The organism is Pseudomonas sp. USHLN015 (assembly GCF_037153275.1).
GTDB classification, from domain to species: domain Bacteria; phylum Pseudomonadota; class Gammaproteobacteria; order Pseudomonadales; family Pseudomonadaceae; genus Metapseudomonas; species Metapseudomonas tohonis.
Genome location: NZ_JBBCKP010000015.1, coordinates 103,845 through 128,811, shown reverse-complemented (window position 1 = coordinate 128,811; position 24,967 = coordinate 103,845). Strand labels below are relative to the sequence as shown.

24 protein-coding genes are annotated in these 24,967 nt (G+C 67.4%); 16 read left to right on the top strand and 8 right to left on the bottom strand.

Annotated elements, in window-relative coordinates:
• Positions 1-30: 30 nt before the first annotated feature.
• From WFQ67_RS26895 to WFQ67_RS26885, 3 genes are all read right to left on the bottom strand, one after another.
• Positions 31-795 carry a TOBE domain-containing protein gene (locus WFQ67_RS26895; protein WP_213630391.1) on the bottom strand — a complete coding sequence of 255 codons (765 nt, stop codon included), beginning with the start codon at positions 793-795 and terminating at the stop codon, positions 31-33.
• Between the two features lie 68 nt (positions 796-863).
• A complete protein-coding gene (locus WFQ67_RS26890; protein ID WP_337058686.1) occupies positions 864-1,598 on the bottom strand; it encodes a ComF family protein in 735 nt (244 codons plus the stop codon).
• Positions 1,599-1,619: 21 nt separating this feature from the next.
• On the bottom strand, positions 1,620-1,913 hold the full coding sequence (locus WFQ67_RS26885) for a hypothetical protein (RefSeq protein WP_111259563.1): 294 nt from the start codon (positions 1,911-1,913) through the stop codon (positions 1,620-1,622).
• A 218-nt stretch (positions 1,914-2,131) separates the two neighbouring features.
• Between WFQ67_RS26885 and bioB the strand changes: the two genes are divergently transcribed.
• The 11 genes from bioB to WFQ67_RS26830 all read left to right on the top strand — a co-directional run bounded on the left by bioB (position 2,132) and on the right by WFQ67_RS26830 (position 15,163).
• The gene (gene bioB, locus WFQ67_RS26880; RefSeq protein WP_173177541.1) at positions 2,132-3,187 is read left to right on the top strand and encodes a biotin synthase BioB; all 1,056 of its coding nucleotides are present in this window, start codon (positions 2,132-2,134) and stop codon (positions 3,185-3,187) included.
• A 107-nt stretch (positions 3,188-3,294) separates the two neighbouring features.
• Complete coding sequence (gene bioF / locus WFQ67_RS26875) at positions 3,295-4,476, top strand: 8-amino-7-oxononanoate synthase (protein ID WP_337058685.1); 1,182 nt, start codon at positions 3,295-3,297, stop codon at positions 4,474-4,476.
• A complete protein-coding gene (locus WFQ67_RS26870; RefSeq protein ID WP_285960201.1) occupies positions 4,469-5,194 on the top strand; it encodes an alpha/beta fold hydrolase in 726 nt (241 codons plus the stop codon). Before bioF ends, WFQ67_RS26870 begins: the two co-directional genes overlap by 8 nt.
• Entirely contained in the window at positions 5,187-6,017 is an 831-nt protein-coding gene (bioC, locus tag WFQ67_RS26865) for a malonyl-ACP O-methyltransferase BioC (RefSeq protein ID WP_213628123.1), read from the top strand. The genes WFQ67_RS26870 and bioC overlap by 8 nt, the downstream gene beginning before the upstream one ends.
• Positions 6,018-6,701, top strand: a complete 684-nt coding sequence (bioD, locus tag WFQ67_RS26860; protein WP_337058684.1) for a dethiobiotin synthase — start codon at positions 6,018-6,020, stop codon at positions 6,699-6,701.
• 90 nt (positions 6,702-6,791) lie between these two features.
• Positions 6,792-7,061 carry a pyrroloquinoline quinone biosynthesis protein PqqE gene (locus WFQ67_RS26855; RefSeq protein WP_111259557.1) on the top strand — a complete coding sequence of 90 codons (270 nt, stop codon included), beginning with the start codon at positions 6,792-6,794 and terminating at the stop codon, positions 7,059-7,061.
• 57 nt (positions 7,062-7,118) lie between these two features.
• A complete protein-coding gene (locus WFQ67_RS26850) occupies positions 7,119-7,820 on the top strand; it encodes a putative metalloprotease CJM1_0395 family protein (RefSeq protein WP_337058683.1) in 702 nt (233 codons plus the stop codon).
• A 166-nt stretch (positions 7,821-7,986) separates the two neighbouring features.
• Positions 7,987-9,792, top strand: coding sequence for a phenylacyl-CoA dehydrogenase (locus WFQ67_RS26845; RefSeq protein ID WP_337058682.1), 1,806 nt, complete (start codon positions 7,987-7,989; stop codon positions 9,790-9,792).
• 191 nt (positions 9,793-9,983) lie between these two features.
• On the top strand, positions 9,984-11,276 hold the full coding sequence (locus tag WFQ67_RS26840; RefSeq protein ID WP_337058681.1) for a GGDEF domain-containing protein: 1,293 nt from the start codon (positions 9,984-9,986) through the stop codon (positions 11,274-11,276).
• Positions 11,277-11,393: 117 nt separating this feature from the next.
• The gene (locus tag WFQ67_RS26835) at positions 11,394-13,190 is read left to right on the top strand and encodes an acyl-CoA dehydrogenase C-terminal domain-containing protein (protein WP_337058680.1); all 1,797 of its coding nucleotides are present in this window, start codon (positions 11,394-11,396) and stop codon (positions 13,188-13,190) included.
• Positions 13,191-13,384: 194 nt separating this feature from the next.
• Entirely contained in the window at positions 13,385-15,163 is a 1,779-nt protein-coding gene (locus WFQ67_RS26830; RefSeq protein WP_337058679.1) for an acyl-CoA dehydrogenase C-terminal domain-containing protein, read from the top strand.
• Between the two features lie 260 nt (positions 15,164-15,423).
• Here the strand turns inward: WFQ67_RS26830 and WFQ67_RS26825 are convergent, their stop codons facing one another.
• Together WFQ67_RS26825 and WFQ67_RS26820 are read right to left on the bottom strand one after the other, a co-directional pair.
• The gene (locus WFQ67_RS26825; RefSeq protein WP_337058696.1) at positions 15,424-16,077 is read right to left on the bottom strand and encodes an endonuclease I family protein; all 654 of its coding nucleotides are present in this window, start codon (positions 16,075-16,077) and stop codon (positions 15,424-15,426) included.
• Between the two features lie 406 nt (positions 16,078-16,483).
• Complete coding sequence (locus WFQ67_RS26820; protein ID WP_337058678.1) at positions 16,484-17,374, bottom strand: LysR family transcriptional regulator; 891 nt, start codon at positions 17,372-17,374, stop codon at positions 16,484-16,486.
• Between the two features lie 102 nt (positions 17,375-17,476).
• Here WFQ67_RS26820 and WFQ67_RS26815 point away from each other — a divergent pair, with 102 nt between their 5' ends.
• The 4 genes from WFQ67_RS26815 to WFQ67_RS26800 are packed head-to-tail and all read left to right on the top strand — an operon-like array spanning position 17,477 to position 20,306.
• Positions 17,477-18,175 carry an MOSC domain-containing protein gene (locus WFQ67_RS26815; RefSeq protein ID WP_337058677.1) on the top strand — a complete coding sequence of 233 codons (699 nt, stop codon included), beginning with the start codon at positions 17,477-17,479 and terminating at the stop codon, positions 18,173-18,175.
• Entirely contained in the window at positions 18,172-18,411 is a 240-nt protein-coding gene (locus tag WFQ67_RS26810; protein ID WP_337058676.1) for a hypothetical protein, read from the top strand. Before WFQ67_RS26815 ends, WFQ67_RS26810 begins: the two co-directional genes overlap by 4 nt.
• The gene (locus tag WFQ67_RS26805; protein WP_213628134.1) at positions 18,404-19,600 is read left to right on the top strand and encodes an acetylornithine transaminase; all 1,197 of its coding nucleotides are present in this window, start codon (positions 18,404-18,406) and stop codon (positions 19,598-19,600) included. The genes WFQ67_RS26810 and WFQ67_RS26805 overlap by 8 nt, the downstream gene beginning before the upstream one ends.
• A 1-nt stretch (position 19,601) precedes the next feature.
• Positions 19,602-20,306: a type 1 glutamine amidotransferase gene (locus tag WFQ67_RS26800; RefSeq protein ID WP_213628136.1), complete on the top strand. Its 705-nt coding sequence runs from the start codon at positions 19,602-19,604 to the stop codon at positions 20,304-20,306.
• A 353-nt stretch (positions 20,307-20,659) separates the two neighbouring features.
• Here the strand turns inward: WFQ67_RS26800 and WFQ67_RS26795 are convergent, their stop codons facing one another.
• On the bottom strand, positions 20,660-21,448 hold the full coding sequence (locus tag WFQ67_RS26795; RefSeq protein ID WP_337058675.1) for a carbon-nitrogen hydrolase family protein: 789 nt from the start codon (positions 21,446-21,448) through the stop codon (positions 20,660-20,662).
• A 14-nt stretch (positions 21,449-21,462) separates the two neighbouring features.
• Entirely contained in the window at positions 21,463-23,145 is a 1,683-nt protein-coding gene (locus tag WFQ67_RS26790) for a flavin monoamine oxidase family protein (RefSeq protein ID WP_337058674.1), read from the bottom strand.
• 289 nt (positions 23,146-23,434) lie between these two features.
• Here WFQ67_RS26790 and WFQ67_RS26785 point away from each other — a divergent pair, with 289 nt between their 5' ends.
• Positions 23,435-24,427: a fimbrial protein gene (locus WFQ67_RS26785; protein ID WP_337058673.1), complete on the top strand. Its 993-nt coding sequence runs from the start codon at positions 23,435-23,437 to the stop codon at positions 24,425-24,427.
• 8 nt (positions 24,428-24,435) lie between these two features.
• Here the strand turns inward: WFQ67_RS26785 and WFQ67_RS26780 are convergent, their stop codons facing one another.
• Positions 24,436-24,909: an Lrp/AsnC family transcriptional regulator gene (locus tag WFQ67_RS26780; RefSeq protein ID WP_213628145.1), complete on the bottom strand. Its 474-nt coding sequence runs from the start codon at positions 24,907-24,909 to the stop codon at positions 24,436-24,438.
• Positions 24,910-24,967: the final 58 nt, after the last annotated feature.

Below are 24,967 nucleotides of genomic sequence, written 5' to 3'. Positions count from 1 at the left end.
CCGGCGGGGCGGTCTATCGTTCGGCGCTTCTCAGAGCGGGGTGCCGAGCAGCACCAGGCTGGGGGCGAACAGGGCGCGGGCCAGGCTGCCCGCTCGCAAGCCATCGGCTTCGAGCTGGGCGGGTTCGGCCAGGGCGCAGAGGGTCTGGCCGTTGGCCAGGGCGATGCGGACCTCGCTGGGGCCCTCGTCGTCGGGCAGGATCGCTTCGATGCGTCCTTCCAGGGCGTTCATCTGTGGATCGGGCTGCACGCCGAGGGGCTGCACGCTGAGCCAGCCGGCCTTCATCAGGGCGATCACGCCGCCGCCGGGGGTGAGTTCCAGCTTTTCGCTGCTGTCGTGGGTGATCTGCGCGCGCATGCGGGCGCCGCCAGGCAGCTCGACGTCCACCAGGTCGTTGCGGCCCTGGGCCTGCACGGCGACGACCTTGCCGCTGAGCTGGTTGCGGGCGCTGGTGCGCAGCATCAGGCGGCCCAGGCGTTCCAGGTCCTGCTCGCTCTCGGCGCTTTCCAGCAGGTGCGCCTGCAGGCTTTCCATGCGCTTGAACAGGGCCAGCAGGCGTTCGCCTTCGGCGGACAGGCGTGCGCCGCCACCGCCCTTGCCACCGACGCTGCGTTCGACCAGGGGCTTTTCCGAAAGGTTGTTGAGCTCGTCGATGGCGTCCCACGCAGCCTTGTAGCTGAGCCCGGCCGCCTTCGCCGCACGTGTGATCGAGCCCTGGACGGCGATCTGCTCCAGCAGGGCCATGCGCTGCGGGCGGCGGGTCAGTTGCTGGGTCAGGGGCGTGAGCTGGCTCATGGTCGATGGCTGTTGCTGGACATGGCGCAGCAGGCTGAGTGAGTCGGGGGCGCCCGTCAAGCTATGCCTCAGGGCGGCGTGCCGGGCTTGGGCGTGCGCGCCAGGCAATAGATGTCGACCCGCTCGGCTCCTGCGCGCTTGAGCAGGTGGGCGAGGTATTGCGCGGTGGTTCCGGTGGTCAGCACGTCATCCACCAGCGCCAGGCGCAGCCCCTGCGGGCTGGCGTGCGGGGCCAGCTGGAAGGCGCCGCGCAGGTTGCGCTTGCGGGTGGCGGCGTCCAGGCCCTGCTGGGCGGGCGTGTCCCGTTGGCGCAGCAGCCAATCGTCGTGCGTCGGCACCCGCAGGCGGCGACCGAGCCAGCCCGCCAGCATCTGCGCCTGATTGAAGCCGCGCTGGCGCTGGCGGCGGGTTGCCAGCGGCACGGCCAGCAGGGCGTCGGGACGCGGCTCGCCGGTGCTATGCGCGTGCTCGATGTGGCGCGCCAGGAGTTCCGCCAGCAAGCGGCCAAGGGGCCACTGGGCCTGGTGCTTGAAGCGGGTGATCAGGCTGTCCACCGGGAAGTCGTAGCGCCAGGGGATGCAGGCGGCATCGAAGGCGGGCGGGCGCTTCAGGCATTCGCCGCAGGTCAGGCCCCGGGCGGGCAGCGGCAGGGCGCAGACCCGGCAACGCCCGGCCAGCCAGGGCAGGTCCGCTTCGCAATCGGTGCAGATGGGCAGTTCGCAGCCTTGCGCCCGCGTGCCGCACAGTGCGCAGGTCGGGGCGGTTCGGACGAGGTGGCGCAGCAGGTGGGCGAGCCGGTCCATGGCGCCCCTCCCTGGGCGAGGTCAGTGGATCAGCCAGCTCATGACGATCAGGCCGAGGAAGATGAGGATCAGGCCGCTGATGATGCCTTTTCGCAGCAATGCGCGTATGCCGCCGAAGAGCAGGAGCAGGCCGAGAATGAGTACGACGAAGCTGAAGATCGAGGCATCCATCCCGATGGCCCGCGCCAGGCCCCGGAGGAAGTCGTCCATCGCTGCCCAGATGCCGCCGAGGACGGTTGAAAGCAGATCGACGATGAAGCGGATCACCTTGCCGATCGCCTCGCCCAGCCAACTGAAGAAACCGTCGTTACCCATGCTCGTTCCTTATGCGTCATGACCGTCTGGGTGTTTGATCCAGGCGGCGCCCAAGGGTTCTGTGTGGTTGAAAAATAACCAGATGTAAACCTGTGTCGAGTTTTTGGTTGACAGCGTCATACCCCAAAATCAAGATGCCCAACAGCCTGAATTCCCGCGCTCGCCGTCGGGATTTCCCCCTACAAGAGGCGCGATCCACGCGTCGAAGGAAGCTCCCCATGAGTGCAACCGTAGCCATCTCCACCCGCCACGATTGGTCCCTCGCCGAAGTGCGGGCACTGTTCGAGCAACCTTTCAACGACCTGCTGTTCCAGGCGCAGACCGTGCACCGCGCGCACTTCGACCCGAACCGCGTACAGGTCTCCACCCTGCTGTCGATCAAGACCGGCGCCTGCCCCGAAGACTGCAAGTACTGCCCCCAGTCCGGCCACTACAACACCGGCCTGGACAAGGAAAAGCTGATGGAGGTGCAGAAGGTCCTGCAGGCAGCCGCCGAGGCCAAGGCCATCGGCTCGACGCGCTTCTGCATGGGGGCGGCCTGGAAGCACCCCTCCGCCAAGGACATGCCCTACGTGCTGGAGATGGTGAAGGGCGTGAAGAAGCTCGGCCTCGAGACCTGCATGACCCTCGGTCGCCTGGACCAGGAGCAGACCCGCGCGCTGGCCGATGCCGGCCTGGACTACTACAACCACAACCTCGATACCTCGCCGGAGTTCTACGGCAACATCATCACCACCCGCACCTACGGCGAGCGCCTGCAGACCCTGGCTTACGTGCGTGAGGCGGGGATGAAGATCTGTTCGGGCGGCATCCTCGGCATGGGCGAGTCGGTGGACGACCGCGCGGGCCTGCTGATCCAGCTGGCCAACCTGCCTGAGCACCCGGAGTCGGTGCCGATCAACATGCTGGTCAAGGTCAAGGGCACGCCGCTGGCCGAGGAGAAGGACGTCGACCCGTTCGACTTCATCCGTACCCTGGCGGTGGCGCGGATCATGATGCCCAAGTCCCACGTGCGCCTCTCCGCCGGTCGCGAACAGATGAACGAGCAGATGCAGGCCCTGGCCTTCATGGCCGGCGCCAACTCGATCTTCTACGGCGAGAAACTGCTGACCACCGCCAACCCCCAGGCGGACAAGGACATGCAGCTCTTCGCCCGCCTTGGCATCAAGCCCGAGGAACGCGAGGAGCACGCCGACGAAGTGCACCAGGCCGCCATCGAGCAGGCCCTGGTGGAGCAGCGCGACTCCAAGCTGTTCTATAACGCTGCCGTTTGAAGGCAGCTCCAAGCCACAGGCTGCAAGCCACAAGCCGGGATGCGCTTCCGGCTTTCACTTGCAGCTTGCAGCTTGCAGCTTGCGGCTTGCCGCTTGGAACTGACGTTATGCCCTTCGATCTCGCTTCCCGCCTCGCCGAGCGCCGCGCCGCCGATCTCCATCGCCAGCGTCCCCTGCTGGAAAGCCCCCAGGGGCCGTATGTGGTGGTGGACGGCCGGGCGATGCTGGCCTTCTGTTCGAACGACTACCTGGGCCTGGCCAACCACCCCGAGGTGATCGCCGCGCTGCGTGCCGGTGCCGAGCGCTGGGGTGCTGGCGGCGGTGCCTCGCACCTGGTCATCGGGCACAGCGGGCCGCACCACGAGCTGGAGCTGGCCCTGGCCGAGTTCACCGGGCGCCCGCGTGCGCTGCTGTTCTCCACCGGCTACATGGCCAACCTGGGTGCCGTCACCGCGCTGGTGGGCAAGGGCGGCAGCGTGCTGGAGGACCGCCTCAACCACGCGTCCCTGCTCGACGCCGGCCTGCTGTCGGGTGCGCGCTTCTCGCGCTACCTGCACAACGATGTGGCCAGCCTCGCCACGCGCCTGGAGAAGGCCGAAGGCGACACGCTGGTCGTCACCGATGGGGTGTTCAGCATGGATGGCGATCTTGCCGACCTGCCCGCGCTCTGCGCCAAGGCGCGGGAGCAGGGCGCCTGGGTGATGGTCGACGACGCCCATGGCTTCGGCCCGTTGGGGGCCACCGGTGGCGGCATCGTCGAGCACTTCGGCCTCGGCCTGGAGGATGTGCCCGTGCTGGTCGGCACCCTGGGCAAGGCCTTCGGCACCGCCGGTGCCTTCGTCGCGGGCAGTGAAGAACTGATCGAGACGCTGATCCAGTTCGCCCGCCCCTACATCTACACCACCAGCCAGCCGCCCGCCGTGGCCTGCGCCACCCTCAAGAGCCTGGAGCTCCTGCAGAAGGAAAGTTGGCGCCGCGAGCACCTGAACAGGCTGATCCAGCGCTTCCGCGAGGGGGCCGCCGAGATCGGCCTGAGCCTGATGGACAGCCCTACGCCGATCCAGCCGATCCTGGTCGGCGACAGCGCCCGGGCCCTGCGTCTCGCCGCCCTGCTGCGCGAACGCGGCATCCTCGTCGGGGCCATCCGCCCGCCGACGGTGCCGGCCGGCAGCGCTCGCCTACGGGTGACCTTCAGCGCCTCCCACAGCGAGGCCCAGCTGGAACTGTTGCTCCAGGCGTTGTCCGAAAGCTGGAACATTCTGGCTAAGGAAGGAAGAACCGATGCGTGACCGACTGATCCTGCTGCCCGGCTGGGCGCTCGGCCCGGGTGCCCTGGAGCCCCTGCGCGATGCGCTGTCCGAGCGTGCGCCGCACCTGAACATCGAGATCGAGCCGCTGCCCGACCTCGCGCAGCCTGAGGCCTGGCTCGACGAGCTCGATGCGCGCCTGCCGAGCGATTGCTGGCTGGCGGGCTGGTCCCTCGGCGGGATGCTGGCGGCGCAGCTGGCGGCACGGCGCGATGGGGCCTGCTTCGGGCTGATCGGGCTCGCCAGCAACCTGAGTTTCCGTGCCCGCGAGGATTGGCCGAGCGCGATGCCCGGCGATGTCTTCGCCGCATTCCACGAGGCCTTCGGTCTCGACCCCGAGCTGACCCTGAAGCGCTTCCGCCTGCTGGTGAGCCAGGGCGCCAAGGACCCGCGCACCCTGGTGCGGCAGCTGCAGGTCACCCAGCCGTCCACCCCGGTGGAGGTGCTCGAAGCCGGCCTGCAATTGCTGGCCGGGCTGGACACCCGTGGCGCCCTGCGCGCCTACAGCGGCCCGCAGTTGCACCTGTTCGCCGGGCGCGATGCGCTGGTGCCGGCCGGCGCCTGCCAGGCGTTGCTGGACTGGCTGCCGGACGTCGAGGCGACGGTGATCCGCGAAGCCAGCCACGGGCTGCCGGTGGAGTGCCCGGACGCGGTCGCCGAGGCCATGCTGGCGTTCATGTTCGAAGGTGAAGATGTCTGAATCCGTCGTCGTCCCGTTGCCCAGCCTATCGGTGGAGGCACCGCCCCTGCCGGACAAGCGCCAGGTCGCGGCCTCCTTTTCCCGTGCGGCGGCCAGCTACGACAGCGTCGCCGAGCTGCAGCGTGTCGTCGGCAGTGCCCTGCTCGACAGCCTGCCCGACGGCTTCGTCCCCGAACGCTGGCTCGACCTGGGCTGCGGCACCGGGCATTTCTCGCGCGTGCTGGCGGAGCGCTTCCCCACGGCCGATGGCCTGGCGCTGGATATCGCCGAAGGCATGCTGCAACACGCCCGCCCACTGGGTGGGGCCAGCCACTTCGCCGCTGGCGACGCCGAGCGCCTGCCTCTCGTGGACGGTTGCCTGGACCTGGTGTTCAGCAGCCTGGCGGTGCAGTGGTGCGGTGATTTCGCGGCGGTACTGAGCGAGGCGCGGCGGGTGTTGCGGCCGAACGGCCTGCTGGTCTTCAGCAGCCTGTGCGTCGGCACTCTGCAGGAATTGCGCGACAGCTGGCAGGAGGTGGACGGCTTCGTACACGTCAACCGCTTCCGCGAGTTCAGCCGCTATCAGGCGCTGTGCGCGGGCAGTGGCCTGCGTCCGTTGTTGCTGGAGCGACGTCCTCGCGTGCTGCATTTCCCCGACCTGCGCAGCCTGACCCATGAGCTCAAGGCGCTGGGCGCGCACAACCTCAATCCCGGTCGCCCCGGTGGCCTGACCGGCAGGGCGCGCATGCTCGCCCTGATCGAGGCCTACGAGCGTCGGCGCGATGCCGGCGGCCTGCCCGTCACCTACCAGGTCGTCCACGGCCTCTTGCGCAAGGAGCCCTGAATGAGCGCGGCCTTCTTCATCGCCGGCACCGACACCGAGATCGGCAAGACCACGGTGGCCGCGGGCTTGCTGCACGCCGCCCGCCTGGCCGGGCTGTCCACGGCGGCGAGCAAGCCGGTGGCGTCCGGCTGTGTAAAGACCCCCGCCGGCCTGCGCAACGAGGACGCCCTGGCACTGCTGGGCGAGTGCTCGCTGCCGCTGGCCTATGAGGAGGTCAACCCGCTGGCCTTCGCGCCCGCCATCGCGCCGCACCTGGCTGCGCGCGAGGTCGGCGTCGAGCTGGACCTGGCCGCGCTGGAGGGCCCGGTGCGGCGGATCATCGACAAGGGGGCGGACTTCACCCTGGTCGAGGGCGCCGGTGGCTGGAGGGTGCCGCTGGCCGGTGGCGCGAGTCTCTCGGACCTGCCGATCGCCCTGGGCCTGCCGGTGATCCTGGTGGTGGGCGTGCGCCTCGGCTGCATCAACCATGCGGTGCTCAGTGCCGAGGCGATCCTGCGTGATGGCCTGCCGCTGGCCGGCTGGGTGGCGAACCTGGTGGACCCGGCGACCTCACGCCTGGAAGAGAACCTCGCCACCCTGGCGGAGCGGCTTCCGGCTCCGTGCCTGGGTCGCATCCCCCGCCTGGTGGCCCCGACGCCCGCAGCCGTCGCAGCCTGCCTGGACCTGGCCCCCCTGGCGCTATAAGCAGAACGGCGTCCATAGCCTTTTGTTTGTACGTTTTTTAGACGTTTTCTGCTTCAATTACGGCGTTGATCTCTTGTTTCGAGGTTGGTGATGGAAATCTCCGGTAGTGCCTTCAGCGCAGGATTGAGTGCTCTGCAATCGGGCCAGCGTCGTATCGACCAGGCCGGTGCGGATATTGCGGGCTCGTCCGTGCAGCGCAACCAGCAGGCCCCCAGCGCCCGAGTCCAGGAATTCAACGATGTCGACCAGGCGAGCAACCTGGTGGACCTCAACGTCGGCAAGTTCCAGGCGGAAGCCGGAGCCCAGGTGATCAAGACCGCTGACGATGTACTCGGAACCCTGATCGACACCCGCGCCTGACTGACGGCTCCCCGACTGCGATAGCGGCGGTGGCCTGGCGCGGGCAGGGAGGGCCCCATGCGGATCGGCAGTGCTGCATATCTCCCTTCGTCGGCGATGGCGCTCCAGCCCTCGCGCGGCGCGGTGAACGGCGCTGCATTCGAATCCTCTTCCTCCCTTCGTGATCCTGCCTCTTCCGGCGAACTGGCTTCGTCATCTGAAACTCGTGCTGCCGATGCGCGCGGCGCAGGTGCATCCTCCACGCGCCAGACCCGTCAGCAGGAACAGCAGGACCTGCAGGAAATCGCCGAGCTGGCCGCGCGGGACCGTGAAGTCCGCGCCCATGAGCAGGCCCATGCCTCGGTAGGTGCCGCCTACGCGGGCTCACCCAGCTACAGCTTCAAGCGCGGGCCGGACGGCCAGTCCTATGCCGTGGGCGGCGAGGTGGGGATCGACGTCAGCGCCGTTGCCGGCGACCCCGAGGCCACCTTGCGCAAGATGGAGGTGGTGCAGCGCGCGGCGCTGGCGCCGGCCGACCCCTCCGCACAGGACCGCCGCGTCGCCGCCGAGGCCGCCGCGCAGGCCGGCCAGGCGCTCGTCGAGCTCGCCCAGATGCGCCGCGAGGAAGCCGCCGAGGAAGCCGCTCGCAAGGCCGAGGCGCGTGCCGAAGCGGACGACGCCTCCGAATCGTCCCCACCAGGCGCCAGCCAGGACCTCGGGCTCTACCTTAAGGTCGCTCGCTCCGACGCGCCCGGGCCCCTGCTGGATATTCGCGCCTGAACCGCGACAGGCGGATGCTTGACAAGGGAATGGCGTAAACGTATGTTTCAAACACCTGTTTGATTGTCGGGCGGCCAGCGTGCAACCGACAGCGACTACCGTGATGTTGTAAGCGACCGATGTGCCGGTCACCTTAACTAGGAACCCACCGTAGAGGTTTACTGCTATGCCTGATTACAAGGCCCCCTTGCGTGATATCCGCTTCGTTCGTGACGAACTGCTCGGCTACGAAGCGCACTATCAGAGCCTGCCTGGCTGCCAGGACGCCACCCCGGACATGGTCGATGCCATTCTCGAGGAAGGTGCAAAGTTCTGTGAGCAGGTGATCGCTCCGCTGAACCGCGTGGGTGACACCGAGGGCTGCACCTGGAGCGAGTCCGGCGTGAAGACCCCGACCGGCTTCAAGGAAGCCTACAAGCAGTTCGTGGAAGGCGGCTGGCCGAGCCTGGCCCATGACGTCGACCACGGCGGCCAGGGCCTGCCCGAGTCGCTCGGCCTGGCCATCAGCGAAATGGTCGGCGAAGCCAACTGGTCCTGGGGCATGTACCCCGGCCTGTCCCACGGCGCGATGAACACCCTGTCCGCCCACGGCACCGAAGACCAGAAGCACACCTACCTGACCAAGCTGGTATCCGGCGAGTGGACCGGCACCATGTGCCTGACCGAACCGCACTGCGGTACCGACCTGGGCATGCTGCGCACCAAGGCCGAGCCCCAGGCCGATGGTTCCTACAAAGTCACCGGCACCAAGATCTTCATCTCCGCCGGTGAGCACGACATGGCCGACAACATCGTCCATATCGTCCTGGCCCGCCTGCCCGATGCACCGGCCGGCACCAAAGGCATCTCCCTGTTCATCGTGCCGAAGTTCCTGCCGACCGCCGAAGGCGGCGTGGGCGAGCGCAACGCCGTGGCCTGTGGCTCCATCGAACACAAGATGGGCATCCACGGCAACGCCACCTGCGTGATGAACTTCGACGGTGCCACCGGCTTCCTGATCGGCCCGGCGAACAAAGGCCTGAACTGCATGTTCACCTTCATGAACACCGCTCGCCTGGGTACCGCGCTGCAAGGCCTGGCCCATGCCGAGATCGGCTTCCAGGGTGGCCTGAAATACGCTCGCGAGCGTCTGCAGATGCGTGCCCTGACCGGCCCGAAAGCGCCCGAGAAGCCCGCTGACCCGATCATCGTCCACCCGGACGTGCGTCGCATGCTGCTGACCATGAAAGCCTTCGCCGAAGGCAACCGCGCGATGGTGTACTTCACCGCCAAGCAGGTCGACATCGTCAAGTACAGCCAGAACGAGGAAGAGAAGAAAGCCGCCGACGCGCTGCTGGCCTTCCTGACCCCGATCGCCAAGGCGTTCATGACCGAAGTCGGCTTCGAGTCGGCCAACCACGGCGTACAGATCTATGGCGGCCACGGCTTCATCGCCGAGTGGGGCATGGAGCAGAACGTCCGCGACAGCCGTATCTCCATGCTGTACGAAGGCACCACCGGCATCCAGGCGCTGGACCTGCTGGGTCGCAAGATCCTCATGACCCAGGGCGAAGCGCTGAAGGGCTTCACCAAGATCGTCCACAAGTTCTGCCAGGCCAACGAAGGCAACGAAGCCGTCAAGGAATTCGTCGAGCCCCTGGCCAAGCTGAACAAGGAGTGGGGCGACGTCACCATGAAGGTCGGCATGGCCGCGATGAAAGATCGCGAAGAAGTCGGTGCCGCCTCCGTGGACTACCTGATGTACTCCGGTTACGCCTGCCTGGCCTACTTCTGGGCCGACATGGCCCGCCTGGCTGCCGAGAAACTGGCTGCCGGCGAAGGCGATGCCGCCTTCTACAAGGCCAAGCTGCAGACCGCGCGCTTCTACTTCAAGCGCATCCTGCCGCGTACCCGTACCCACGTCGAAACCATGCTGTCCGGCGCCAACAACCTGATGGACCTGGCCGAAGAAGACTTCGCTCTCGGTTACTAAGGCTCAGCGCTGTACGAAGGAGCCCGCCGCAAGGCGGGCTTTTTCATTGGCGCGCGAATAGGCCGGGAAAGGCTCGCGAAAGCACGACGATAGCGGCGTTTCGTCGCCTGGACGGGTGCGTGGCCCTGGTAGAAATGCAATCATATGGCCAGCTCCCCATTCCCTTTCGACACCTGTCTGGATCAGCATCAGTGCGGTCTCTCTCGTCATTTCGCGTCAGCCATTTCGTCCCGCCCCTGGCCCTGATCCTGGCCGGCGGCGTGATGGGCGCGCTGCCGGGCATGACCGAGTTCTTCGTCTCGCTGTTCAACGTACTGCCCACGCTCCTGCTGCTGCTCGGTGGCTCCTTCTGCGCCGCCTATGGCCGCCTGCGCCAGCTGTTCCTGCTGCTGATCCTCTACCTCGCCTACTACCTGCTCGACACACAGGTCGACTACTACCAGGCCGAGCGCGTGGTGCGCGAGGATGCGGCGCTGGTATTCCACCTCTGCAGCCTGCTGCTGCCGCTGCTGTTCGGCCTGTTCGGGTGCTGGCAGGAGCGCACCCACCTGCTCCAGGACTTCGTCGCCCGGGGGGCGGTGATCCTCGCCGTGGTGTGCGTTGCCGTCGCCCTCGGCCGCAGCTACCCCGAGTCCCTGCTGCCGGTGCTTACCGCCGTGCACTGGCCGCTGCTGCACGGCAGCTGGATGAGCCTGATCCAGCTGTCCTACTTCGCCTTCGTCGGCGCGCTGATCGCCCTCGCGGTCACCTATGCCCGCCAGCCCCGCCCGCAACACGCCGCGCAGCTGCTGGCCCTGCTCGGCGTCTGGTGGATGCTGCCCAAGGTCTTCGTCCTGCCCCATGCGCTGCACGCCATGAGCAGCCTGGCGATGCTCGCGCTGACCGCCTCGGTGGCCCACGAGGCCTACCAGATGGCCTTCCGCGACGAGCTGACCGGGCTGCCCGGCCGCCGCGCCCTCAACGAACGCCTGCAGCGCCTCGGGCGCAACTACGTGCTGGCGATGACCGATGTCGATCACTTCAAGAAATTCAACGACACCTACGGCCACGATGTCGGCGACCAGGTGCTGCGCATGGTCGCCGCGCGCCTGAAGAAGGTCACCGGCGGTGGCAAGGCATACCGCTATGGCGGCGAGGAATTCACCATCGTCTTCGCCGGCAAGACCATGGAGGAATGCCAGCCGCACCTGGAGGCGGTGCGCGAGGCGATCGAGAACTACGCCATGCAACTGCGCGACAAGGACAGCCGCCCCAAGAACGACGAGCAGGGCCGCAGCAAGCGCAGCGGCGCCGCCGGGCAGAGCGTCTCGGTCACCATCAGCATCGGCGTCGCCGAACGCGATGCCGAGCAGCGCACCCCCGAGGAAGTCATCAAGGTGGCCGACCAGGCGCTCTACAGCGCCAAGAGCGCCGGGCGCAACCGCGTGTTCCTCCATGGGCAGAACCGCCGTGGCGCGGTGCGGGTGCGCAAGGCCGACGCCTAGCGCAGCGGGTTATGGCGCTGCATTCAGCGCCGGCAGCTTCGTTGTCCGGGGCCCGGGCGCGCAGTAGGGTCGGACGATTGGCGCCGACCCTGGCGCTCGCCCAAGGAGAACCCTGCCATGCCCGAGTACAAGGCCCCCCTGCGCGACATGCGCTTTTTGATCGACGAAGTCTTCGATTTCCCGGCGACCTACGCCGCCATCGGTGCCAGCGACGCCACCCCGGACATGGTCTCGGCGATCCTCGAGGAGGGCGCCAAGTTCTGCGAGCAGGTGCTCTCGCCCATCAACCGCTCCGGCGACGAGGAAGAGTGCCAGTGGAAGGATGGCGTGGTGACCACGCCCAAGGGCTTCAAGGAAGCCTTCGCCCAGTACGTCGAGGGTGGCTGGAACGGCCTGGCCGCCGACCCGGCCTACGGTGGCCAGGGCCTGCCCCATTCCCTCGGCCTGATCATCAGCGAGATGGTCGCCTCCAGTAACCAGTCCTGGGCGATGTACCCCGGCCTCACCCACGGCGCCATGTCGGCCATCCACGCCCATGGAACCGAGGAACAGAAGCAGACCTACCTGACCCGCATGACCGAAGGCCGCTGGACCGGCACCATGTGCCTCACCGAGCCCCACTGCGGCACCGACCTGGGCATTATCAAGACCCGCGCCGTGCCCCAGGCCGACGGCAGCTACGCGGTCAGCGGCACCAAGATCTTCATCTCCGCCGGCGAGCACGACATGAGCGAGAACATCGTCCACCTCGTCCTCGCCAAGCTGCCCGATGCGCCCGCCGGCACCAAGGGCATCTCCCTGTTCATCGTGCCCAAGTTCATGCCGGCCGCCGATGGCGCCGTCGGTGCGCGCAACGCCGTCTCCTGCGGGTCCATCGAACACAAGATGGGCATCAAGGCCTCCGCCACCTGCGTGATGAACTTCGACTCCGCCACCGGCTACCTGATCGGCGAGGCCAACAAGGGCCTCAATTGCATGTTCACCATGATGAACCACGCCCGCCTGGGCACCGGCATGCAGGGGCTCTGCCTCGGCGAAGCCAGCTACCAGGGCGCGGTGCGCTACGCCAACGACCGCCTGCAGATGCGCGCACTGACCGGGCCGAAAGCCCCGGAGAAGGCCGCCGACCCGATCATCGTGCACCCCGACGTGCGCCGCATGCTGCTGACCATGAAGGCGTTCAACGAAGGCAACCGCGCGCTCTCCTACTTCACCGCCCAGCTGCTCGACATCGCCCATGGCAGCCCGGATGCCGAGCAGCGCCAGGACGCCGACGACCTGCTGGCCTTCCTCACCCCCATCTGCAAGGCCTTCATGACCGAAACCGGGCTGGAAGCCACCAACCTCGGCATGCAGGTGTTCGGCGGCCACGGCTACATCCGCGAGTGGGGCATGGAGCAACTGGTGCGCGACTGCCGCATCGCCCCCATCTACGAAGGCACCAACGGCATCCAGGCCCTCGACCTGCTCGGCCGCAAGGTGCTCGGCAGCCAGGGCAAGCTGCTGCGCGGCTTCACCAAGCGCGTGCACAAGTTCTGCCAGGCCCAGGCCGAGCACCCGCAGTTCAAGGGGCAGGTCGCCGAACTGGCGAGCCTCAACCAGCAGTGGGGCGAACTGACCCAGAAAGTCGGCATGGCCGCCATGAAGAACCCGGACGAAGTGGGTGCCGCCTCCGTCGACTACCTCATGTACTCCGGCTACATCGTGCTCGCCTGGTTCTGGCTGCAGATGGCCGTGGTCGCCCAGGCCAAGCTCGATGCCGGCACCAGCGAAGCCGCCTACTACCAGACCAAGCTGGCCACCTTCGACTTCTACTTCAAGCGCCTGCTGCCGCGCACCACCGCCCATCAGGCGGGGGTCGAGGCCGGCAGCGACTGCCTGATGGCCCTGCCGGCCGAACAGTTCGCGCTCTGAGCGTCTAATCTCGGTGTATCCAGGGGCCCGCCACGTGCGGGCCCTTTTCATCGGGGTTGCGATTTGTGACCGTGCAATAACATATGGTCACGCAACGACCCTATGTGTCTCAAAAGTTGTTCGGGTACACTGCCGGCCTGTTCCGTGAAACCGGCCTTCCCGGCCACCTGTAGAGTTCCTGCGAGGTTTTGCACATGGCTGACTACAAAGCGCCCCTGCGCGATATGCGCTTCGTTCTCAATGAAGTTTTCGAGGTCGCCAAGCTCTGGGCTGAACTGCCCGCCCTGGCCGAGACCGTCGATGCGGAAACCGCCTCCGCGATCCTCGAAGAGGCTGGCAAGGTCACCGGCGGCGTCATCGCCCCGCTGAATCGTTCCGGCGACGAGGAAGGCTGCCAGTGGAACGACGGCGTGGTCAGCACCCCGGCCGGCTTCCCCGAGGCCTACAAGACCTACGCCGAAGGCGGCTGGGTCGGCGTCGGTGGCGATCCGGTCTTCGGCGGCATGGGCATGCCCAAGGCGATCTCCGCCCAGGTCGAGGAAATGGTCAACTCGGCCAACCTGTCCTTCGGCCTCTACCCCATGCTCACCGCCGGTGCCTGCCTGTCGATCAACGCGCACGCCAGCGAAGAGCTGAAGGAAAAGTACCTGCCGAACATGTACGCGGGCGTCTGGGCCGGCTCCATGTGCCTGACCGAACCCCACGCCGGCACCGACCTGGGCATCATCCGCACCAAGGCCGAACCCCAGGCCGACGGCAGCTACAAGCTCACCGGCACCAAGATCTTCATCACCGGTGGCGAGCACGACCTCACCGAGAACATCATCCACCTGGTCCTGGCCAAGCTGCCCGACGCGCCGGCCGGCCCGAAAGGCATCTCGCTGTTCCTGGTGCCCAAGTTCATGGTCAATGCCGACGGCTCCCTGGGTGAGAAGAACGCCCTGTCCTGCGGCTCCATCGAACACAAGATGGGCATCAAGGCCTCCGCCACCTGCGTCATGAACTTCGACGGCGCCACCGGCTGGATCGTCGACGCCCCGAACAAGGGCCTGGCCGCCATGTTCACCATGATGAACTACGAGCGCCTGGGCGTCGGCATCCAGGGCCTGGCCTCCGGCGAGCGTTCCTACCAGAGCGCCGTCGAATACGCCCGCGACCGCATCCAGAGCCGTGCCCCGACCGGCCCGGTCGCCAAGGACAAGGCCGCCGACCCGATCATCGTGCACCCCGATGTGCGTCGCATGCTGCTGACCATGAAGGCCGCCAACGAAGGTGGCCGTGCCTTCTCCACCTACGTCGCCATGCAGCTCGACACCGCCAAGTACAGCGAAGACCCCGTCGTGCGCAAGCGCGCCGAGGAAATGGTCGCCCTGCTGACCCCCGTGGCCAAGGCCTTCCTCACCGACCTCGGCCTGGAAACCACTGTCCACGGCCAGCAGATCTTCGGCGGCCACGGCTTCATCCGCGAGTGGGGCCAGGAGCAACTGGTGCGTGACGTGCGCATCACCCAGATCTACGAAGGCACCAACGGCATCCAGGCCCTGGACCTCGTCGGCCGCAAGGTCGTCGGCAGCGGTGGCGCGTTCTACAAGCACTTCTCCGACGAGATCAAGGCTTTCACCGGCAGCGCCTCCACCGACCTGGCCGAGTTCGTCCAGCCGCTGAACGCCGCCGTCGCCAACCTCGACGACCTGACCGCCTGGCTGCTGGAACGCGCCAAGTCCAACCCCAACGAGATCGGCGCCGCCTCGGTCGAGTACCTGCACGCCTTCGGCTACACCGCCTACGCCTACATGTGGGCACTGATGGCCAAGGCTGCACTGGGCAAGGAAGGCCAGGACGAGTTCTACGCCAGCAAGCTCGGCACCGCGCGCTTCTACTTCGCCCGCCTGCTGCCGCGCATCCACTCCCTGACCGCCTCCGTGAAAGCCGGCAGCGAGTCGCTGTACCTGCTGGACGCCGCCCAGTTCTAAGCGGCCCCCGCAAACGAAGAAGCCCCGCCGATGCGGGGCTTTTTCATTTGAGCGTGGGAAATCGCGTCTTCAGGACCCGGTCATGAGTCATCGGCTCTGTGACTGTGACGGTTCGAGCCGAGGGCTGGCAGGGTGAGCCCGTGCCGCAGGGTGTGTCGTGCGCACCGCCGCTCGGTGCTTGCGGCGGGTCCCAGGTGCGCGCAGCACACCCTACGTCCGGAGCGCGCGGCGGTTGCGGGCTCCGAGGTCTGGTTGCCCCTTCAATCCGGGATCAGCCTGTCCACCAGGCCCGGGTCATCGATGAAGCGGTTGCGGGTGCCCTGCAGCGCGGCGATCTGCTCGTTGCGGGCGCGTTCCTCGGCGTCCACCGGGTCCAGGCGGTGCCACTCCTTGAACATCTGCACCTGGCCGACGATGGGCAGGCCGTACTCGATGTGCATGTAGAAGATCGCCCGGGCCACGTTGCCCTTGGCGGCATCGCGGGGCTCGACCAGCTGGAAGCTGGTCTTGAGATCGCACTCGGCGCCGAACTTGCTCGGCACATCGCCGACCATACCGAACAGCGCATTGCGCCGCGCCAGTTCGACCCGCGCCAGCTCCGGGTAGAGGTTGTGCAGGTCGGCGAGCATGAAGGGATATTGCGCGTTGGCGCTCTTGCACTGGCTGTCGGTGACGCAGCGCAGCGCGCTCTTGATCTGCTTGATGGAATAGACCGGGCTGGCTGCCAGCAGTCCGCTCTCGCCGGTGAAGGCCTTGCCGCAATACAGCGTGGTACCGGCGCCCGCATAGAGCTGTGGCCAGAAGACCTGGCTCACGGCCGCCTTGTGATCGGGGAGCCTGTCCTGGCCGCCGGCAAGGGCGGTGGTGGCGATGATAGGGGTGAGGCAGCAAAGGGCAATCGCAACTACGCGCATGGTCATGACCCCAGTCGACCGCACCGAAAAGGCCGGCCATATCATTCTTGTAGGACAACCGAGTCTATCAAGCGACTATTCTGAAGACAAAGCCTACCGATCGCTTGCTTGGTTGCCGCATGGCCTCTGGAACGGGGCATTCCGCCGAAGTGGTGGCCTTTTGTGATCATGTCGTCAAACCGCTATTTTGTAAGATATTGCTTACATCTTCTGAAGGCGTTCGCTGCTTCCGCCTACATGGTTGCAGGACTAATCTTCACTCCATAGGGACGTAGCGCAGGAAGCGCACTGAAAAACAGGGACTACGCCGGATTTCCGCCAGGATGGTGGGTAGATCAGGGATGTCAGGGATACAAGTCTGCAAAAACCTCGCTTCGGCGGGGTTTTTCTTTTTCCGGGCCCGGCATCACGCGACGGGGGGCACCAGGTTCTCCAGCAGGGCCTGCAGCAGCTCCAGCGTCGCCTGCTGGCGCTGGGCATCGCGGAATACCAACCCCACCTTCAACGGCACGCGGGGCTCGCTCAAGGGCTTCCACAGCAGCGCCTGGTTGGCATGCAACTGTCGCGCGCGGCCGGGCAGCACCGTGGCCAGGCGCGTATGCGGCAGGCTGTCGAGGATGCCGGCCATGTGGTTCAGTTCCGCCTGCACCTGCGGGCGGCGGCCGATCAGCGCCAACTGCTCCTGCCAGATCTGCCGTACGCGGAACTCCTCGCCCAGCAGCAGCATCGGCAACTCCGCGGCCTGGGCCAGCGAGACCTTGCGGAACTCCTTCAGCGGGTGCTCCTCGGGAATCACCAGCTGCAACTCGTCCTCGTACAGCAACTGGCTGTGCAGCCCCGGCTGGCGCGGCGGCAGGAAGCCGATGCCGATATCCAGGTTGCCGGTCAGCAGGCGCCGCTCGATGTCCAGGCCCGACAGCTCGTAGATCTGCACCACCAGGTGCGGCTGGGCCTCGCGCAGGCGCTCCAGCAGCAGCGGCACCAGGCTCGCGTTGACCGTCTGCAGCACGCCGATGGCCAGGCTGCGGGGTGATTGCCCGCGGAAGTTGCGCAACGCCTCGCGCGCTCGCTCCATGCCGTCGAGCAGCGGCAGCGCATGGTTGTAGAGCGTGTGCGCGGCGAGGGTCGGCAGCAGGCGCTTGCCGGTGCGCTGGAACAGGCTCACGTCCAGCCCCTGTTCCAATTGGCGGATTTGCTGGGAAAGCGCCGGCTGGGAAATGCTCAGGCGCTCGGCGGCGCGGCCGACATGGCCTTCCTCGTAGAGCGCGACGAAATAGCGGAGCTGGCGGAAATCCATAAGTCTTTCTTATCGAAGAACCTGAAAAATCGAAATGTCATGCGCAGCGGCAAGGTCCTAGTCTAGCGGCCATAGAACCTGGTTCAAGCGCTGGAGCACGACATGCAGGGCCTGGAAGTAAAAGGTGTATTCATAGGCAAAGCCGAAGATATCGGCGGGGGACTCAGCAGCGCCATCGACAAGCGCCCGGTGGAACACCGGCTCTGGCTCTGGCCCCAGGGCCTGGGCAGCGACGAGCAGGGTGACCCGCGATTCCACGGCGGCCCCGAGCGCGCCCTGCACCACTACCCGGCGGAGCACTACCGCTACTGGCGCAAGCACTACCGCCACCTCGCCTGGAAGGCCCCGTCCTTCGGCGAGAACCTCTCCACCTACGGCCTCACCGAAGAGCAGGTGTGCATCGGCGACAGCTTCCGCTGGGGCGAAGCCATCATCCAGGTCAGCCAGCCGCGCTCGCCCTGCTACCGCCTGAGCCGTCGCTGGGGCATCGAGGAATTGCCGCGCCTGGTGCAGGACACCGGCCGCTGCGGCTGGTTCTACCGCGTGTTGCGACCCGGCTTCGTCAGCACCGTGGATCGCCTCTCGCTGCTGGAGCGCCCGTACCCCGAACTCAGCGTCGCCCGTGCCGTGCGTGCCTACTTCCACGAACCCCTGGAGCGCGAGGGCCTGCAACTGCTGCAGGCCTGCGAAGCCCTGAGCGGCCGCTGGCGCGACGGTGCGGCGCGGCGCCTTTCCAGCGGCCAGGTCGAGGACTGGAGTGCACGCCTGCACGGCCTGCCGCTGGAGGGCATGCGCGCATGAGCGACTACCAGATCAACCTGGAACGCCACGGCGTGCTGCTCGCCACCCTGGAGGTGAGCCAGGCGCGCTACGTGGAGGTGACCGCCCTGCTGCGCGAGCGTTTCCCTCTCGCCGAGGGCTTCGCCCTGCGCATCCGCCGGCGCCGCGAGCTGCGCCGCATCCTCGAACAGGGCCCGCAAGGCCTGCGCCTGCTGGGCATCGAATACCGTCATGAAGAGGTCCCCGACCATGCGTGACCCCCTCGCCGGCCTGCGCCTGATGCGCACCGTCGAACGCCCGCCCCAGGTCTTCGTGCGTGGCCAGGGCTCCTGGCTGTGGGACGCCGATGGCCGCGCCTACCTGGACTTCACCCAGGGCTGGGCGGTCAACAGCCTCGGCCACAGCCCCGGTGTGGTGGTCGAGGCGCTCAAGCGCCAGGCGGAGGCCCTGATCAACCCGGGCCCGGCCTTCTACAACCGCGGCATGCTCAAGCTCGCCTCGCGCCTGTGCCAGGCCAGTGGCAGCGACCAGGTCTACTTCCTCAACAGCGGCGCCGAAGCCAATGAAGGGGCGATCAAGCTCGCGCGCAAATGGGGCCAGCTGCATCGTGGCGGCGCCTACGGCATCGTCACCGCCGGCAACAGCTTCCACGGCCGCACCCTCGCCACCATGTCCGCTTCCGGCAAGCCGGCCTTCCAGGCCCTGTTCGAGCCCAAGGTGCCCGGTTTCACCAAGGTGCCGTTCAACGACCTCGACGCCCTGCGCGCCGCCGTCGACGACAGCGTCGTCGCGGTGATGCTGGAACCGGTGCAGGGCGAGGCCGGGGTCATCCCCGCCACCCTCGAATACCTGCAGGGCGCCGAGCGCCTGTGCCGCGAGCGCGGGGTGTTGCTGATCCTCGACGAGGTGCAGACCGGCATCGGCCGCTGCGGTGCCCTGCTGGCCGAGGACCTCTACGGCGTGCGCGCCGACATCATCACCCTCGGCAAGGGCCTGGGCGGCGGCGTACCCCTGGCTGCGCTGCTCGCCCGGGGCAACGCCTGCTGCTTCGAGCCGGGCGAGCAGGGCGGCACCTACCACGGCAACGCGCTGATGACCGCCGCCGGCCTCGCCGTGCTCAATACCGTGCTGGAGCCGGGCTTTCTCGAACAGGTGCGCGATGTCGCCCAGCATCTGCGCGAAGGCCTCGCCCGCGTGGCCCGCCGCCATGGCCACGGCCCCCTGCGCGGCCATGGCCTGCTGATCGGCATGCCGCTGATCGAGCAGCGCGCCGACGCGGTGGTCCGCGCCGCACTCGACGAAGGCTTGCTGATCAACGGCCTGGCCAGCGACTGCCTGCGCTTTTCTCCCGCGCTCACGGTCAGCCACGCCAACGTCGACGAGATGCTCAAGCGCCTCAACCGCGCCTTCGCCCTGGCCAAGGGCAAACACAGGGAGCCCGCCTGATATGCGCGTCGCCATCCTCCAGCACGTCCCCTTCGAGGGCATCGGTCGTATCGCCCAATGGCTCGACCTGCGCTCGGCCCAGGTGCGCGTGCACTACCTGCATGCAGGCTGCCCGCTGCCGGAGCTGGATGCCTTCGAGCTGCTGATCGTCATGGGCGGGCCGATGAGCGTCCACGACGAGGCCGTGGTGCCCTGGCTCGCCGGCGAGAAGGCGCTGATCCGCGCGGCCCTGGCCGCTGAAAAGCGCGTGCTGGGCATCTGCCTGGGCGCCCAGCTGCTGGCCGAGGCCCTCGGCGCGCAAGTCCGCACGGGGCAGGTCGAGATCGGCTGGTGGCCCATGGAGAAACACGCCCACGCCGAGCACTCGCCGCTGGGCCGCATGCTGCCGCAGCGCCTCATGGCCATGCACTGGCACGGCGAGACCTTCGACCTGCCGGCCGGCTCCATCCCGCTCTACGGTTCGGCGGCCTGCGCCAACCAGGGCTTCGTCTGGAAGGAACGCGCCATCGGCCTGCAATGCCACCTGGAAAGCACGCCCGAAAGCATCCACGAACTGCTCGAAGCCTGCCCCGACGACCTGGCGCTGATGGGGTCGGTGGAAAGCGCCGCCGCCATCCGCGACGGCTTCCCCCACTGCAGCGCCCTGGCGCCGACACTGTTCCGCCTGCTCGACTACCTCACCGGCCCGCACGCCGTGCTGACCTGACCCTGTCCCCTCGAGTCTCTTTCTCAACCGCCCGGCGGCCCTGCCCTTTGCCCCGGGCGGTCTTTCATTCCAGGCACCGGTGAACGAGGCGCGCTGTTTCAGTGGGCCCCCGCGTTCGCGAGGGTGACGAGGGGGCGGGGAGCTGTCGGCACGCCCTCAACTCCGAGCCGGCGTGGATCGCGGAAGGGCATCGCGAGCGGAGTGCGCTCCTGCGGGAAGCCTGCGGGTGCAGCCCGACATCCCGAGCGCCAGGCCGCGCGGATTCGACCGTGGCTTCCACGTCCCACCCCTCCCGTCATCCCCGCGAACGCGGGGAACCACTGAACCCGCTTCGCCAGCCGGGCCCGGGGCGGTCAGGGCCGGTAGAGTTCCGGCCTGCGGTCGTGCAGGTAGGTGATGGCGGCACGCGAGGTCTGCAGGGCTTCGTGGGCAAGGTCGGCCAGCAGCAGGGTCTCGTCGCGACCGGCGCGGGCGGTCTGTTCGCCGTCCGGGCCGTTGAGGCTGGAGAGGCCGCAATAGCGGATGGCCCCCTCGGCGCCGCAGTAGTTGGCATAGGCGAGGTAGCACTGGCTCTCGTAGGCGCGGGTGCGCACCAGCACGTCGCAGACGAAGTCGTACGGCACCATGTTGGCGGTGGGCACCAGCACCAGCTCGGCACCGGCCATGGCCAGGCGCCGTACGTTCTCGGGGAATTCCACGTCGTAGCAGATCAGCACGCCGAGCTTCCAGCCTTCCAGCTCGATGATCGGGCAGGGCGCCTCGCCAGGGCTGAACATGCCCCGGTCCAGCTCGCCGAACAGGTGGGTCTTGCGGTAGTTGCCCAGGCGCTCGCCACGCGCGTCGATCAGTTGCGCCGAGTTATACAGCGCCCCGTCTTCACCGCGTTCCGGGTAGCCGTAGAGGAGGGCGATGCCCTGTTCGCGGGCGGTGGCCGCCACCCGCTGGGCCCAGGGGCCGTCGCCGGGCTGGGCCAGGGACTGCGCCGCCTCGCGGCCGATGTTGTAGCCGCTCAGGTACATCTCCGGGCCCACCAGCAACCGTGCGCCGCGCCGCGCTGCCTCGGCCGCCTGGCGGTGCAGGCGCGCGAGGTTGGCCTCCGGGTCCAGCGGCAGGGGCGGGCACTGGTAGAGGGCGATGCGCATGGCGTCTCTCCTGGTCATTCCGGCAGGGCGATGGGGCCGAGCTCGGCGAACACATCGCCCGGGCCGGGGTTGTCGGCATGGGTGGCGCCGCCGTAGTGCCTCATGATCCCCCACACGGCGTTGAGCGAGGTCTGCACCGCGCCTTCCACCCAGGCCGGGGTCCAGGACACGTCGTCACCGGCGATGAACATGCCCTTGTGCTCGGCGGGCATGTCGTCCTGCATGAAGTGCGCGTACATGCGCTGGTTGTAGCGGTAGTGGCCCGGCAGCGCGCCCTTGAAGGCGCCGAGGAAGTGCGGGTCCGCCTCCCAGGAGACGGTGATCGGGTCGCCGATGATGTGGCTGGCGATGTCCACGTCCGGGTAGATCTTCTTCAGCGCGTCCAGCGCCAGCTTCACGCGCTTCTCGATGGGCTGCGGGAGCATCTTCAGCGCGTCGCTCATCCAGGAGTAGGAGAGGCAGATCACCCCCGGCTTGTCGTCGCCGTTGTCGAACAGGTAGGTACCTCGGGTGAGGCGGTCGGTGAGCGTCATGCTCATGGTGTCGCGGCCGGTGACCGGGTCCTTGTCCTTCCAGAAGGGCCGGTCGACCATCACGAAGGTCTTCGACGACTGCATGTAGCGGGTGCGGTCCAGGGCCATCCACATCTTCTGCGAGAACAGCGATTCCTCGCACTCGATCTGGGTGGTCAGCAGCCAGCTCTGGCAGGTGGTCAGCACCGCCGCGTAGTGGCGGGTGTCGCCCCAGGCGTCGGTCACCGCCAGTTGGCCGTCGGCGGCGCGGGCGATGCGCTTCACCCCCGGGCGCGGCGCGCCGTTGTGCAGCGACGCCAGGCTGGTGCCGGCCGGCCAGTGGGCCATGCGCTCGGGCACGTGGCGCCAGATGCCCAGCGGCACCTGCTGCACGCCGCCCACCACCAGGTGCTGGTGGTCGTCGCAGTTGGTCATCACCACGCGGAAGATCTCCAGCATGGAGTTGGGGAAGTCCGAGTCCCAGCCGCCGGTGCCGAAGCCCACCTGGCCGAACACCTCGCGGTGGTGGAACGACAGCTTGGCGAAGGCCTTGGAGGTGGCGACGAAGTCGTAGAAGGTGCGGTCGTCCCAGAGCGGCACCAGGCTGTTCCACAGCTCTTTCAGGCGCTTGGTGTCGCGGTCGCGGATGGCCTGCTGGATCTCGCTGAACTGCGCGCCGTCCTCCAGCGCGTCGGCCCAGGCATCGGCCACCTCGCGGAACAGCGCCGGCAGGTCGGCCATCTTCTCGGCGTAGTAGGTCTTGCCCTCCAGGTCGATCACCGTGCTGCCGGAGGCCGGCGTCAGCGGGTTGGGGAAGGGGCGGGTCTCGAGGCCCAGCTTGTCGACGTAGTGGTAGAAGGCCGTGGACGACACCGGGAAGCGCATGCCGCCCAGCTCCGCGATGATTCCTTCGGCGCCCTCGAACGCCTGCGAGCGCAGGCGCCCGCCCATCTTCGAGGCCTCGTACACCACCGGCTTGAGGCCCAGCTTCATCAGCTCGTAGGCCGCCACCAGCCCGGCGATGCCGGCGCCGACGATGGCCACTTCCTCGCCCTGGCGCTCGGCGGGAATGCTGCCCAGGCCAGAGGGGTGCCGGATCCAGTCATCGAAGGCGAAGGGGAAGTCGGGGCCGAAGATGGTGATCGGCTTCTTGCCGTCGGCGGGGTGGCGATTGGTGGTGTGCATGGCGACCTGAAGAATGAGAGGGCTGTCTGTGCAGCGTTGGCGTCATTCTAGGGAGGCTGTTTTTCGTCCATAAGACGTTTTGTGTCGTCAATACGTGAGTATTTATAGCAAATAGACGATGCGGAGATTCGATATGACGAAAACTTCGCGACGCGGCCCGGCCCTCTTGGGAATATTCATCGCAGTGTAGAGACATGTCCTCCAGCAAGTCAGGAGGACGGCCCGCCCGCGTTCGGATATCGATAAGCCATCATCCAGGCCTTGTCACTCGGGCTCTGGGAGATGCCTCATGCGTGCTTGGCTCCGTCGTACGTTCATCCTTTTCTGTTCGCTGCTCGGGGTCCTTCAGCAGCAGGCGTGGGGGTTCCCCGCCACCTGCACCCGGGCCGCCGAGGCGCCCCCGACCCTGGCGCCCCTGCCGGCGGAGCTGGTGGTGCCGCGCGACGCGCCGGAGGGGCTCGTGCTGTTCGATACCCAGCGCTGGATCCAGGGCGGCACGGCGGATGTCACCTGCGGCGGGTTCCTGCAGCACGGCGACCTCTGGCTGCGCCGGGGCTTCATCAGCGGAGCGGGCGTTCCGGGGCATCCGAACGTCTACCCCAGTGGCGTGCCGGGTATCGGCATCCGCGTGGCCTGGTCGCGGGACTCGAAGTCGCTGCCGGCGCAGATGAGCGGCGGCGAGTTCATGAACTCTCCGCGCAAGACGGATGCGCTGGCCTGGGGCCGCTATACCCCCGCGAGCAACTGGTGGATCCAGCTGATCAAGACCGGGCCGATCTCCAGCGGCACCTACAGCATCCCGAACGTGGAGGTGCACTACCACGACGAGCGCACCAACACCCTGCGATTCCCCTCGCTCGCCATCACCTTCCAGGCGCGGAGTTGCAGGCTGGTCGATGGCCGGGACCGAACCCGCGACCTGCACAAGACCTGGCTCAAGGACTTCTCCGGCGTCGGCAGCACCGCCTGGCCGCTCGATGTGAGCATCAACCTCGATTGCGATCCCGGCCTGAACATCGCCTACCGCATCGATGGGCTTACCCATGACGAATCGACGCTGAAGAACAGCACGGGCCTGATGATGGCTAAAGGTGTGGGGGTGCAACTGACGGATATGCAGCACGTTCCGCTGCACACCGGCCGCGAGTACCCCCTCGGGCACAGCGGGGTGGCTGGAAAGACGATGCAAATCCCGTTGATGGCCCGTTACCGGCAGGTGGAGGAGCGGATCGTGCCGGGCCATGTCATCACCGTGGCCACGGTGACCCTGTTCTACCGCTGACCGACCCTTCAGCTCGGGTCGGGTTGCAGCGGCTGGCCGCGGTCGATCTTGCAGCTGAGGATGATCGAGGTGGTGGTGCGCTCCACGCCCTCGACATTGCCGATCTCGTCCAGCAGCAGGTCCAGCCGCTCCGGCGACTCGGCGCGCAGCCAGGCCACGTAGTCGAACTCCCCGCTCACGGTGCACAGCAACTGGACCTCGGCCATGCCGGTCAGCCGGCGCAGCACGTCCTTGCCGCTGCGCGGCCTGACGGTGATGCCCACGTAGGCCTGCAGGCCGCCCTCCGCAACCCGCTGGCCTAGGCGCACGCCATAGCCGCTGATGACCCCGCTGCGCTCCAGGCGCGCCAGGCGCGAGTTCACCGTGGTACGCGCGATGCCCAGGCGGCGGGCGAGGGTGGCGACGCTTTCCCGGGCGTTGATCTGCAGGGCGGCGATCAGTTGGCGGTCGGTATCGTCGAGAAAGACGGGTGCATCTGGCATGGCGAGGCTTCGAGCGGGTCAGGGAGTGACAAGGCTACCCGAATGCACGTGGAAGTCA